The organism is Pseudomonas sp. NBRC 111119 (assembly GCF_001320125.1).
Lineage (GTDB): Bacteria > Pseudomonadota > Gammaproteobacteria > Pseudomonadales > Pseudomonadaceae > Aquipseudomonas > Aquipseudomonas parafulva.
Map to the genome: position 1 here is coordinate 1 of NZ_BCAV01000003.1, position 13,136 is coordinate 13,136.

General features: G+C 63.7%; 10 protein-coding genes and 1 pseudogene. All 11 read right to left on the reverse strand.

Going from position 1 to position 13,136, the window contains the following annotated elements:
* Positions 1 to 40: 40 nt before the first annotated feature.
* The 11 genes and pseudogenes from APH25_RS26140 to APH25_RS00250 all read right to left on the reverse strand — a co-directional run bounded on the left by APH25_RS26140 (position 41) and on the right by APH25_RS00250 (position 13,134).
* Positions 41 to 952: a methyl-accepting chemotaxis protein gene (locus APH25_RS26140; protein ID WP_371262486.1), complete on the reverse strand. Its 912-nt coding sequence runs from the start codon at positions 950 to 952 to the stop codon at positions 41 to 43.
* A pseudogene (locus APH25_RS26145) lies at positions 947 to 1,639 on the reverse strand (methyl-accepting chemotaxis protein); the annotation flags it as partial. The pseudogene APH25_RS26145 and the gene APH25_RS26140, both read right to left, overlap by 6 nt.
* A gap of 551 nt (positions 1,640 to 2,190) precedes the next feature.
* Entirely contained in the window at positions 2,191 to 3,483 is a 1,293-nt protein-coding gene (locus APH25_RS00210; protein WP_060480686.1) for an adenylosuccinate synthase, read from the reverse strand.
* Positions 3,484 to 3,538: 55 nt separating this feature from the next.
* Complete coding sequence (locus tag APH25_RS00215) at positions 3,539 to 4,726, reverse strand: ATP phosphoribosyltransferase regulatory subunit (RefSeq protein WP_028631831.1); 1,188 nt, start codon at positions 4,724 to 4,726, stop codon at positions 3,539 to 3,541.
* Positions 4,727 to 5,013: 287 nt separating this feature from the next.
* A complete protein-coding gene (gene hflC, locus APH25_RS00220; protein WP_028631832.1) occupies positions 5,014 to 5,883 on the reverse strand; it encodes a protease modulator HflC in 870 nt (289 codons plus the stop codon).
* Positions 5,883 to 7,073, reverse strand: a complete 1,191-nt coding sequence (gene hflK, locus APH25_RS00225; RefSeq protein ID WP_028631833.1) for an FtsH protease activity modulator HflK — start codon at positions 7,071 to 7,073, stop codon at positions 5,883 to 5,885. The genes hflC and hflK overlap by 1 nt, the downstream gene beginning before the upstream one ends.
* 96 nt (positions 7,074 to 7,169) lie before the next feature.
* The gene (hflX, locus tag APH25_RS00230; protein WP_028631834.1) at positions 7,170 to 8,471 is read right to left on the reverse strand and encodes a ribosome rescue GTPase HflX; all 1,302 of its coding nucleotides are present in this window, start codon (positions 8,469 to 8,471) and stop codon (positions 7,170 to 7,172) included.
* 12 nt (positions 8,472 to 8,483) lie between these two features.
* Positions 8,484 to 8,744, reverse strand: a complete 261-nt coding sequence (hfq, locus tag APH25_RS00235; protein ID WP_060480687.1) for an RNA chaperone Hfq — start codon at positions 8,742 to 8,744, stop codon at positions 8,484 to 8,486.
* 94 nt (positions 8,745 to 8,838) lie between these two features.
* Positions 8,839 to 9,810 (reverse strand): tRNA (adenosine(37)-N6)-dimethylallyltransferase MiaA, encoded by a 972-nt coding sequence (gene miaA, locus APH25_RS00240; RefSeq protein ID WP_060480688.1) that lies wholly within the window; start codon positions 9,808 to 9,810, stop codon positions 8,839 to 8,841.
* A gap of 1 nt (position 9,811) precedes the next feature.
* The gene (mutL, locus tag APH25_RS00245) at positions 9,812 to 11,707 is read right to left on the reverse strand and encodes a DNA mismatch repair endonuclease MutL (RefSeq protein WP_060480689.1); all 1,896 of its coding nucleotides are present in this window, start codon (positions 11,705 to 11,707) and stop codon (positions 9,812 to 9,814) included.
* A complete protein-coding gene (locus APH25_RS00250; RefSeq protein WP_060480690.1) occupies positions 11,704 to 13,134 on the reverse strand; it encodes an N-acetylmuramoyl-L-alanine amidase in 1,431 nt (476 codons plus the stop codon). Before APH25_RS00250 ends, mutL begins: the two co-directional genes overlap by 4 nt.
* Between the last annotated feature and the right edge of the window lie 2 nt (positions 13,135 to 13,136).

Below are 13,136 nucleotides of genomic sequence, written 5' to 3' on the forward strand. Positions count from 1 at the left end.
CAGTTGCTCCCACAGGGGTGGCGTGGGTGCCTGGGATAGCTCAGGCACGGAACTGGCCCAAGCTTGCCCGCAACTGCGCCGCCAGGTCATCCAGTACCTTGCTGCTGGCGGTGGTCTGCATCACCACCTCGGCCGAGCGCTCCGCCTGGACGTGGATGGTTTCCACCCGCCCCCGCACCGCCTGGGCCCCACTCGCCTGTTGCTCAGCCGCACGGGTGGCCAAACCGATGGCCGCGTGCACCTGCTCCACCGCCGCCTGTACCGACTGCTGACGGCGCTCGTTGTCACGCAGCACCAGCAACCCTTCATTGGCCTTCACCCCCGCCTGGCTGATGGTGGCGACGGCTTCCTTGGCCCCCTTCTGCAGGGCGGCGATATGTGCCTGGATGTCCCCGGTAGAGCTCTGGGTCTTGCTCGCCAGGGCGCGTACCTCGTCAGCGACCACGGCAAAGCCCCGGCCCGTTTCACCAGCACGCGCGGCTTCGATGGCGGCATTCAGGGCCAACAGGTTGGTCTGCTCGGCAATGCCATGGATCACCGTCAGCACCACCTCGATCTGCTCGCTCTGCTTGGCCAGCCTTTCGATTACCTGGGAGCCCGCATCCACCTGGCCAGCCAGGTTCTCGATCAGGCCGGCCAACTGGGTAGAAGTGCGGGTGTTTTCGTCGGTCGCCTGGCGGATATCCACCACCTGCTGCAGCGCGGCCTGCATCGCATGGCTTTCGGCCTGGGCCTCGTCGGCCATGCTCGACAGGTCGCGCAGGCTGGCAGCCACTTCGTCACGCTGCAGCGCTGCAGCCGCATCGGCGCCGGCGTTACGCTGGGCCATGGCGCCGATCTCCACCCCGGTGCGCTGGGCCACCTCACCGGCCTCGCGAACGATGGGCTGCAACTTGTCGACAAAACGGTTCACGGCCGAGGCCATGTCGCCGATCTCGTCACGGCTGTCCATACGCACCCGCTTGGTCAGGTCGCCCTCCCCGGCTGCCAGGTCGTCGAGCGCCGCGATCAGCAGGCGCAACTTGCTCACCACCCGCCGGCCCAGCACCACGGCCACCACCAGCAATACCCCCAGCCCTACCAACATCAGGCCCAGGCCAATACGCCAGCGCAGCTCGCCTGCTGCATCACGAACCGTCTGTGCGGTATTGGCCTGCATCGCGGCGGCGCTGCCTTGCGCCTTCTCCAGGCGCTCGCGCAAGGTCTTGCCGCTGTCGGCGGCAGCGCCCACCAGGCTGTCGCCCACCAGTTGCTCGCCACTGGCAATCAGGGCAGCGAAACGTTGGTCGAGGGCCGCCAGCTGCTGGTCGATGCCCGCTGTCGACACGCCCATCATTACCTTGCCGATCTCCGCACCATTGGGGTTGATGGGGGCCTCTACCACATACACAGCCGGGTCGCGGCGGGCCGCCTCGATGACCTTGTCCAGCGCACGCTCACCCTGCCCCTTTTCCATCAGGGCCTGGTTGATGGGGTTTTGCCGGTTCAGGTAGCGGGTCAGGTGCTGGCCCTGGGCGTCGTCGTAGATGACGAACAGCACGTTGGGGTTGCGCTGGGCACGCCGGGCGAAATCGGAAAGCACCGGTACATCGTTGTCCCAGATGGCCCGGGGTGCCACCGAAGCCAGCAGTTCGGCCATATCGTTGGCCGATTCCCTCAGGCTTTTTTCGAGGGTGGCGCGCAGTTGCTGCTGCTCGGCCTGCAGGCGCTCCGAAAGGCCTGCACTCAAGCGCTGGCGGGTACTGCTGGACAACCCATCAAGGCCGGCGCGGACATCTTGCCCGGCCTGCTCCAGGTCGCCAGTGAGTTGCTGACTGTCATGGCCCAGCCGCTCGCTCAGGTCGGCCTCAAGGGCAGTGACTGTGCTTCGCGTGAGGGCAACAGCCACCAGTACCTGCACCAAAAGGGCGATACCCAGGGCCACAAAGACAGGCCGCAAAAGGCGGCTTCGTAACAGTGAGAGGATGGCAGACACGGTGTAACCCTCGTGTTTTCTGGCGCCACTATTTTGATGGCATCGACAGATATTTCTTACAGCAAGGGTTGTGCCGGGGCAGCGGGGATAAGCGCCAAGGTTGAGCAACGTGCGGGCGCGGGTACAGTCGCGCAGAGGCCGCAACAGGCATTGCACAATGAAAAACGCCGCGCCCCCTTGCAGGGACACGGCGTCAGGTCAACCTGGCAGGCCGATCAGGCGAACGGATGGCGCAACACGATGGTTTCGTTGCGGTCCGGGCCGGTGGAGATGATGTCGATCGGCGCGCCAATCAGCTCCTCGATGCGGGTGATGTACGCGCGTGCATTGGCGGGCAGTTCTTCCAGGGTCTTGGCACCCAGGGTCGACTCGCTCCAGCCCGGCAGTTGCTCGTACACCGGCTGCAGGCCGATGTAGCTGTCGGCGTCGGTCGGTGCTTCGATCACTTCGCCGTTAGCATCCTTGTAACCTACGCAGATGCTGATGGTGTCCAGGCCGTCGAGCACGTCCAGCTTGGTCAGGCAGATGCCCGAGATGCTGTTGACGTCGATGGCGCGGCGCAGGATGACGGCGTCGAACCAGCCACAACGGCGGGCACGGCCAGTAGTGGAGCCAAACTCATGGCCACGCTTGGCCAGGGTAGCGCCAGTTTCATCGAACAGTTCGGTCGGGAACGGGCCAGAGCCCACGCGCGTGGTGTAGGCCTTGGTGATACCGAGGATGTAGTCCAGGTACATCGGGCCAACGCCGGAGCCGGTGGAAATACCGCCAGCGGTGGTGTTGGAGCTGGTGACGTACGGGTAGGTACCGTGGTCGATGTCCAGCAGCGAGCCCTGGGCGCCTTCGAACATGATGTCCTTGCCGGCGCGGCGCAGCTTGTGCAGCTCGGCGGTGACGTCGAGCATCATTGGCTTGAGCTGTTCGGCATAGGCCATGCACTCGTCCAGGGTCTGCTGGAAGTCGATGGCAGGCTCTTTGTAGTAATTCACCAGCTGGAAGTTGTGGTAGTCCAGCAGTTCACCCAGCTTGGCGGCGAAACGCTCACGGTGGAACAGGTCGCCTACGCGCAGGCCACGGCGTGCCACTTTGTCTTCGTAAGCGGGGCCGATACCACGGCCGGTGGTGCCAATCTTGGCTTCGCCACGGGCTTTTTCACGGGCCTGGTCCAGCGCCACGTGGTAAGACAGGATCAGCGGTGCAGCCGGGGAAATGCGCAGGCGCTCGCGCACCGGTACGCCCTTCTCTTCCAGCTTGGTGATTTCACGCATCAGTGCATCCGGGGCAACGACCACGCCGTTGCCGATCAGGCACTGCACGCCTTCACGCAGGATGCCGGACGGAATCAGGTGCAGAACGGTCTTTTCACCGTTGATCACCAGGGTGTGGCCCGCGTTGTGGCCACCCTGGTAGCGCACTACGGCGGCAGCATGTTCGGTCAGCAGATCGACGATCTTGCCTTTGCCCTCATCACCCCATTGGGTGCCCAGGACGACGACATTCTTACCCATTACATTGGTCCTCATTCACGCAAACTTGGTTGCCGGCCTTTGCCGACGCAGAAACTCACTGGGCCAGCGGCAGAACCTGCCAGCGCCCGTCTTGCTGAATCAATTGCCGATCACAATCCGCTTCGAAGGCAGCACTCAACGGCTGGCCAGGCAGCGCCTGGACCACTCGCTGGCCCTCGTTGCGCAACTGGCAGACTTGCTGCCAGAGGGCCGCATCGCCACTGTCCGGCATCCAGATGCCGCCCGTGGGCAATACGACCTCCGCTCGCCCCAGTGTGACCAGGGTCTTCAAATCCGTGGAGAAACCAGTGGCCGGGCGCGCCCGACCAAAATCAGCGCCAATGTCATCATAGCGCCCACCCTGGGCGATCGATTGGCCTTCACCCGGCACGAACACCGCAAACACCACACCCGTGTGGTAGTTGTAACCGCGTAGCTCGCCCAGGTCGAAGTACAGCGGCAGGGCCGGGTAGCGCGACGCCAGGCGATCCGCGATCGCCAGCAGGTCGTCCAGCGCGGCCAGTACGCTGGCCGGCGCACGGCCCAGGCGCACGCGGGCCTCGGCCAGCACCTCACGGCCGCCGCACAACTCGACCAACGCGCGCAACATGTTGCCCAGGTCTTTGGGCAAGTCGGCGGTCAAGGCCTGCACTTCATCCACGGCCTTGCGTTGCATGGCGTCGAACAGTTGCTGTTCCACAGCGCCCGACAACCCGGCAGCACGGGCCAGGCCGCGGTAGATGCCCACGTGGCCCAGGTCCATGTGCACGTCGGGCACATCGGCCAGTTGCAGCGTGGCCAGCATCAGGCTGATGACTTCGACGTCACTGGTGGGGCTGGCATCGCCGTACAGCTCTGCACCCAACTGGATCGGGCTGCGCGAGGTGGACAAGGCCCGCGGCTGGGCATGCAGCACGCTGCCGGCGTAGCACAGGCGGCTTGGGCCTTCACGGCGCAAGGTATGGGCATCGATGCGTGCCACTTGCGGGGTGAAGTCGGCGCGGAAGCCCATCAGGCGGCCGGACTGCGGGTCCACCACCTTGAAGGTGCGCTGGTCCAGGTCCTGGCCGGCGCCGGTAAGCAGCGACTCCAGGTACTCGATATGCGGCGTGACGACCAGTTCGTAGCCCCAACTCTGGAACAGGTCCAACACCTGGCGCCGCGCGATTTCGATGCGCGCAGCCTCAGGTGGCAGTACTTCCTCGATGCCATCTGGCAGCAGCCAGCGGTCTACCGTTGCCATTACGCCATTTCCCCTCTGGTCCGGGCGGCCGCCCGCAGGCCAGCCGTCAGTAAAGCCGGTATCGCGCACAGCAACGGGCAGCACTGATCCCAGCGCAGCCACCGTACCCGATACCCTCGAATTGCCTTGCGAGCTGAGCAAACCGTCAACCGGCGCGTGCCAATCAACCTTGCAGACGCAAAAAAGCCGGGAAATTTCCCGGCTGACTCATGATACACCCGTTTTCATTCAGGATGCACCCCGCCAGGCGTTTTAGCTGCCAGGCGGGGCACCAACCCGAACGAGCCTCAGGGCCGACTCTTGTCCATGAAGCGGAAGAACTCGTTCTTCGGGTCCAGGACCAGTACATCGCTCTTGCTCGAGAAGCTGTCACGGTACGCTTGCAGGCTACGGTAGAACGCGTAGAAATCGGCGTCCTGGGTGTAGGCCTTGGCGTAGATGGCAGCGGCCTGGGCATCACCGTCACCGCGGGTTTCCTCGGCTTCACGGTAGGCCTCGGCCAGCAGTACGCGGCGCTGGCGATCAGCGTCGGCACGGATGCCTTCTGCCAACTCGTTACCCTTGGCGCGGTGCTCGCGGGCTTCACGCTCACGCTCGGTGCTCATGCGGTCGAACACGCTGCGGTTGACTTCCTTCGGCAGGTCGATGGCCTTGACGCGAACGTCGACAACCTCGATACCCAGCTCCTTGTTGGCCATGCGGTTAAGCGAAGCAGTAATGTCTGCCATCAACGCGTCACGCTCACCGGACACCACCTCGTGCAGGGTGCGTTTACCGAACTGGTCACGCAGGCCGCTTTCCAGGCGACGGGACAGACGCTCGTCGGCGATCTGCTTCATGCCGGAAGTGGCGGTATAGAAACGCTCGGCGTCCTTGACGCGCCATTTGGCGTACGCATCGACCATCACCGCTTTTTTCTCCAGGGTCAGGAACCGCTGAGTGGGGGCGTCGAGGGTCATGAGGCGTGCGTCGAACTTGCGCACCTGGTTCACGTAAGGAATCTTCACGTGCAGGCCAGGCTGCACATCCGCCTGGACCACCTTACCGAAGCGCAGCAGCACTGCCCGTTCGGTCTGGGCCACGATGTAGAAGCTGTTCCAGGCCACAATACCCAGTACCACAGCGACGATCAGGGCGATCAGCGATCGGTTGCTCATCAGCGGCTCTCCCTAGTGCGCAGCGGTTGCTGTTGCTGTTGCGTGTCCTGCGCCGCACGGGCGGCGGCTGCATCATTCGCCGACGATACGCCGCTGCTTGGCGCGGCCGGGTTGCGGCTGCCTTCGACCATCTTGTCCAGTGGCAGGTAGAGCAGGTTGTTCTGCCCGTCCTTGGTGGCCACCATGACTTTGCTCGAGTTGCTGTAAACCTCTTGCATGGTCTCCAGGTACAAACGCTGGCGGGTCACGTCAGGCGCCTTGCGGTACTCGGTGACCAGCTTGACGAAGCGGTCGGCCTCACCTTTGGCACGGGCGATGACTTCGTCGCGATAACCGTTGGCGTCTTCGATGATGCGCTGGGCCTGACCACGGGCCTCGGGTACCACGCCATTGGCGTAGGACTCGGCCTGGTTGCGGGCACGCTGCTCGTCTTCGCGGGCACGGATCACGTCATCGAAGGCTTCCTGCACTTCACGCGGGGCTGCCGCGCTCTGTACGTTGACCTGGGTCACGGTGATGCCGGTACGGTAGTTGTCGAGGAAGCGCTGCAGGCGTTCGCGGATATCCACGGCCATCTGCTCACGGCCTTCGGTCAGCACCTGGTCCATCGAAGTGGAGCCCACCACATGGCGCAGGGCACTGTCGGTCGCGTGTTGCAGGCTCACCTCAGGCTGGTCGACGTTGAGCACGAAGTCCTGCAGGTTGGTGATCTTGTACTGCACGGTCAGCGGCACTTCGACGATGTTCTCGTCTTCGGTCAGCATCTGGCCCTGCTTGGTGTAGGCACGCTCACGCGTGACGTTTTCCATGTACTTGCGATCGATGGGCGGGAAGTAGATGTTCAGGCCGGGACCGACTGTTTCATAGTACTTGCCGAAGCGCAGCACCACGGCTTGCTCCTGCTCGTCGACCACGTAGACAGCGCTATACAGCCAGATGGCAGCCAGCACGGCCAGGCCGATGCCCAGCAGGCCCAGGCCACCACCCTTGCCGACATTGCGGTCACCGCCGCCGCCACGTTTTTTATTACCGCCGAACATGCCATTCAGGCTGTCCTGCAGTTTGCGGAAGGCCTCGTCCAGATCCGGTGGCCCTTTTTTGTCACCGCCACCGCCGCCGCCACCATTACCGCGGCGACCGCCCCAGGGATCCTGATTGTTCGAGTTGCCACCCGGCTCGTTCCAAGCCATAGCGCTCTCCATCTGATAAAGCAAAGACGCGCCCACGGCGCGCCGTCCAATGCTACAGAATGCCTGTCATTGCTGCCCGGCGACGTCGACGAGCATTTATTGCAAAGTGTGTTGCTCGACAAACACTTGCGGCTCCATGCCTTCCCGGCTGACCAGGCGGTTGAGCTCGACCCAGGGCAGCCGCACACTCAGCAGGCTGCGCCCTTCTTCATCATGCGCTTCACTCTGCACCGCGCCCAGGTCAAAGAATTGCGCGCGCAAGCGGGCAAAACGCTGCTCCAGGCACAGGGTGCCAACAAACAGATCATCGCCGAGCAGCTCGGCAACCGCCTGGCCAACCAGCTCCAGGCCACGCCCATCGCGTGCCGACACCCAGACCCGCTCGGGTTTGCCGTCGGCATTACGCTGGATTTGCGGCTCGACATCTTCAAGCAGGTCGAGTTTGTTATACACCTCGAGGATCGGCAAGCCTTCGGCGCCAATCTCTCCCAACACCGCCAGCACCTGCTCGATTTGCTCCATGCGCTCGGGCTCATGGGCATCGATGACGTGCAGCAGCAGGTCGGAGTTGCTCGACTCTTCGAGCGTAGCCCTAAAAGCCTCGACCAGCTTGTGCGGCAAGTGGCGGATAAAGCCCACTGTGTCGGCCAATACGATTGGCCCCAGGTCGTCCAGTTGCAGGCGGCGCAGGGTTGGGTCGAGCGTGGCGAACAGTTGGTCGGCGGCGTACACCTCGGACTGGGTCAAGGCGTTGAACAGCGTGGACTTGCCGGCGTTGGTATAGCCCACCAGCGAAACCGAAGGGATGTCTGCCCGCTTGCGGCCGCGACGCGCCTGCTCACGCTGGCTGCGCACCTTTTCCAGGCGTGACTTGATCTGGCGTATGCGCACCCGCAGCAGGCGGCGGTCGGTTTCCAGCTGGGTTTCACCCGGCCCGCGCAGGCCGATACCGCCTTTTTGCCGCTCAAGGTGCGTCCAGCCGCGTACCAGACGGGTACTCATGTGCTCCAGCTGGGCCAGTTCGACCTGCAGCTTGCCTTCATGGGTACGCGCCCGCTGGGCGAAAATATCGAGGATCAGCCCGGTGCGGTCGAGCACACGGCACTCGAACACGCGCTCGAGGTTGCGCTCCTGGCTGGGCGTGAGGGTGTGATTGAAAATCACCAGGTCTACCTGTTCGGCATGGACCAGGTCGTGCAATTCCTCGACCTTGCCACTGCCAATCAGGTATTTGGCGGAAGGCTGATGCCTTGTCACCGTGACCAGCGAGACGATGTCGGCACCTGCCGACAGCGCCAGCTCCTGAAACTCCTGCGGGTCTTCACGCGCCTCAGGGTTCTGACCTTCCAAGTGAACGAGCAAGGCCCGTTCACCACCACCGTGGCGCTCAAAGAACAATGCAGGCTCCTATCAGGCGTTGCCTGGCTCGCTGTCGCCGTTCTCGGAATCGGACGGGCTTGGCAGACGAACCGGACGGGCAGGTACGACAGTGGAAATGGCGTGCTTGTAGACCATCTGGCTGACGGTGTTTTTCAGCAGTACCACGAACTGGTCGAAGGATTCGATCGAGCCCTGCAGCTTGATACCGTTGACCAGGTAGATCGAAACCGGAACCTTTTCTTTTCTCAAGGTGTTCAAGTAAGGGTCTTGTAGCGAATGCCCTTTTGACATATGCCGCACTCCTGTAAGGATAAATAATTGGAAAATCTGAAAAAACGATAAATTGGGCCGCCCATCGCAAGGATAGACGGCAATCTGCAGGGACTCAGCTCAATATGGAGATGGCCCCAAGGTATTTCAAGGTGCGGGACAGATTGTCGCAGGCAAGGCTGTCGAGCCACTGCACGCCCGGCCAGCCACGCAACCAGGTGAACTGCCGCTTGGCCAGCTGCCGGGTGGCAATGATACCGCGCTCGCGCATCTCATTCTCATCCAGTATGCCGTCCAGGTAGTCCCAGACTTGCCGATACCCCACAGCCCGTATAGACGGCAACCCGGCGTGCAAGTCACTTCTGGCTCGCAGCATTCGGACCTCGTCGACAAAGCCCTGTTCCAACATCTGTGAAAATCGTAACGCAATTCGGTGATGCAGAATGTGACGATCTGTAGGCGCTATCGCCAAACTCGCGACAGTATAGGGCAAATGGCCGCCCGCGCCTGCGTCTGCGCCGCTACTTTCAGCCAATTGACGCTGGCGATGGGCCGTCATGCTCTGGCCGCTGACCCGGTACACCTCAAGCGCCCTGATCAACCGCTGAGGGTCGTTGGGGTGAATGCGGGCAGCTGATTCCGGGTCGACCTCGGCCAGTTGCCGGTGCAGCGCCGCCAGGCCCTGCGCCTGCGCCAGGGCCTCCAGCTCGGCGCGCACCTGGGCGTCCGCTGCCGGCATGTCCGCCAGGCCGTCGATCAAGGCCTTGTAGTAGAGCATGGTGCCGCCCACCAGCAGCGGGATGTTGCCCCGCGCGGTGATCTCGCCCATGACCTGGAGGGCGTCGGCGCGAAACTGCGCCGCCGAGTAGCTTTCGGCAGGGTCGCGAATATCGATCAGGTGGTGCGGGTGAGCCGCCAGCATGGCCTTGGACGGCTTGGCCGAGCCAATGTCCATGCCCCGGTATACCAACGCCGAATCAACGCTCACCAGTTCACAGGGCATGACCTTGCTCAGCTCGATGGCCAGGTCGGTCTTGCCGGACGCCGTCGGGCCCATCAGGAAGATTGCAGGGGGCTTGCCACTCATGTCATCGGCCGCGCAAAAAGAGTTTGTCCAGGTCATCCAGGCCCATCTGCGTCCAGGTAGGGCGCCCGTGGTTGCACTGGCCGCTGCGCTCGGTGTTTTCCATATCACGCAGCAGGGCGTTCATCTCCGGGATCGCCAGGCGCCGGTTGGCACGCACTGCACCGTGGCAAGCCATGGTGCCGAGCAGTTCGTTGAGGTGCGCCTGAATGCGATCGCTGGTGCCGTATTCCATCAGGTCGGCCAGTACGTCCTGTACCAGGCGGTTGGCCTCCGCCTGCTTGAGCAGTGCCGGGATCTGGCGAATCGCCAGGGTTTCCGGGCCAAGGCGCTGCAACTCGAAGCCCAACCGCTGGAACCATTGGCCATGTTCCTCGGCGCAGTCGGCTTCGCGCTGGCTCAAGGCCAGGGTTTCGGGCACCAGCAACGGCTGGCCGCTGAGGCCTTCGCTGGCCATGGCCACCTTCAGCCGTTCGTACATGATGCGTTCATGGGCCGCATGCATGTCCACCAACACCAGGCCGACCGCGTTTTCGGCCAGGATGTAGATACCCTTGAGTTGCGCCAGGGCATAGCCCAGCGGCGGAATATCCCCCTGGCTCTCCGGCAGCGCAGCAGGCGCGGTGGCGCCTTCGGCCAGCGGCTTGTAGAACTCGCGGTACACCGCCTGTGCCTCAGCGGCGGGCAACGGCTGCGACGGGCGCGGCGTGTACTGGTACTGGTAGCCGGCGCCGCTGCCCCCATTGCTGAACGACGGCTGGGCACGGGGTGGTTCCAGCACCGCAGCCGCCAGGCGCATTTCGCCTTGCGGGCCGAATTCGCCAGCCTGCTGGCCGGTGGGGCGCACAGCCTCGGGCACGGCAGCCGGGGCAGCCAACTGGTCCTCTGGCCGCACATCGGCCAGGGCGCGGTGCAAGGTGCCGTAGAGGAAGTCGTGCACCGAACGCCCTTCACGGAAGCGCACTTCGTGTTTGGTGGGGTGCACGTTGACGTCGACGCCGTTGGGCTCAAGCTCAAGGAACAGCACGAACGTGGGGTGCCGGCCATTGAACAGCACATCACGGTAAGCCTGCCGCACGGCGTGGGCCACCAGCTTGTCGCGGACCGCACGGCCATTGACGAAGAAATACTGCAGGTCGGCCTGGCTGCGCGAGAACGTCGGCAGCCCAACCCAGCCCCACAAGCGCAGGCCGTTGCGCTCTACCTCGATGGGCAGCGCCTGCTCCATGAAGCCTGGGCCGCAGATGGCGCCTACCCGCCGCGCACGGGCCGTTTCGTCATGAGCCTCGTGCAGGCTGAGAATGCTCTTGCCGTTGTGGCGCAGGTGGAAGGCAACATCAAAACGCGCCAGCGCCAGGCGGCGCACCACTTCCTGCAGGTGATCGAACTCGGTTTTTTCGGCCTTGAGAAACTTGCGCCGGGCCGGTGTATTGAAAAACAGGTCGCGCACTTCCACCGACGTGCCCACCGGGTGAGCCGCCGGCTGCACCCGCGGGGTCATCTCACGGCCTTCGGTTTCCACCTGCCAGGCTTCGCTGGCACTGGCGGTACGCGAGGTGAGGGTCAGGCGGGCAACGGAGCTGATCGAGGCCAGCGCCTCGCCCCGAAAGCCCAGGCTCAGTACCCCTTCGAGGTCTTCCAGCTCGCGGATCTTGCTGGTGGCGTGCCGCGCCAGCGCCAGCGGCAGGTCGTCAGCAGAAATCCCGCCGCCGTCATCGCGCACCTTCAACAACTTCACGCCGCCCTGCTCCACCTCCACGTCGATACGACGGGCCCCGGAGTCCAGGCTGTTTTCCAGCAGTTCCTTGGCGACCGAGGCAGGCCGCTCGACCACCTCACCCGCCGCAATCTGGTTGGCCAGCCGCGGGCTGAGCAGCTGGATGCGGGAACCGCCGCTCATTGCGAGGCCAACGTGGTAGCAGGGATATCCAGGCGCTGGCCCACCTTCAGTTCATCGGTCTTCAGGTTGTTGGTGTTGCGCAGGCTGCTCACACTGACCTGGTAGCGCACAGCCAGCATGGCCAGGGTCTCGCCGGGGCGCACCGTGTGCTCACGTGGGCCCTGGGCGATCTTGCCGCTGTCACGCAGCCAGGCGATATAGGTGCCTGGCGGCGGGTTTTGCTGGAAGTACTGGCGCACGCCGGTATGGATCGAACGGGCAAGCGCCTGCTGATGGCTGCGGGTCGACAGCTTGGCGGCCTCGGCATTGTTGGAGATGAACCCGGTTTCCACCAGAATCGAAGGGATGTCGGGCGACTTCAATACCATGAAGCCCGCTTGCTCGACCCGCTGCTTGTGCAGCGATGTGATGCGCCCCATGTTGCCCAGCACCTTCTGCCCCACGTTGAGGCTGGAGCTGAGCGTGGCGGTCATCGACAGGTCCAGCAGTACACCTGCCAGCATACGGTCCTTGTCATCCAGGCTGACGTTGCCTGCCCCCCCGATCAGGTCGGAGCGGTTTTCCGTGTCGGCCAGCCAACGTGCGGTTTCGGACGTGGCGCCACGGTCAGACAACGCAAACACCGATGCACCGAAGGCAGCACGGGACGGCGCGGCATCGGCGTGGATCGAAATGAACAGGTCGGCGCCTTTCTTGCGCGCGATTTCAGTGCGTTTGCGCAACGGAATGAAATAATCACCCGTACGCGTCAGCTCGGCCCGGAAGCCCTTTTCGGCACTGATCTGGCGTTGCAGCTCGCGGGCGATCTGCAGCACGATATCTTTTTCATGCTGACCACTGGACCCGGACGCGCCAGGGTCTTCGCCGCCGTGACCGGCGTCAATGGCGACCACGATATCGCGCTTGCCACTAGGCACTGGTGGCAACTTGATGGCAGGCTGCGTGGGCGTCACCGGCACAGCCGGGGTGGTTGCCGGCGCCTGCACCGGTGGTGGAGCCGGCGGCGGCGCAGTGGCGGCGATGGCGTCGGCTTCCTGGTCATACAGGTCGACCACCAGGCGGTTGCCATACTGCGCGTTGGGCGCCAAGGTGAAGCTCTTGGGGGTGACCGACTTTTTAAGGTCGACCACCACCCGCAAATCGGTAGGGGTACGCTGGGCAGAGCGCACGCTGCTGATTGGCGTGTTGGAGGTGGCAACCTTCAACGGGGCGGCCAACGTCGCACCATTGATATCGATAACCAGCCGGTCCGGTGCGCTCAGGGTAAAGACGCTGTGCTGCACGGGGCCAGACAGGTCGAAAACCAGCCGTGTGTTGTCCGGCGCGCGCCACAGGCGCACGCTCTTGACTTGAGTGACGGCCAGAGCGTCAACGGTCACCGTTGTCAGCAGCAGCCCAACGATGGCGACCAGTGCGCGTATGCGCATAC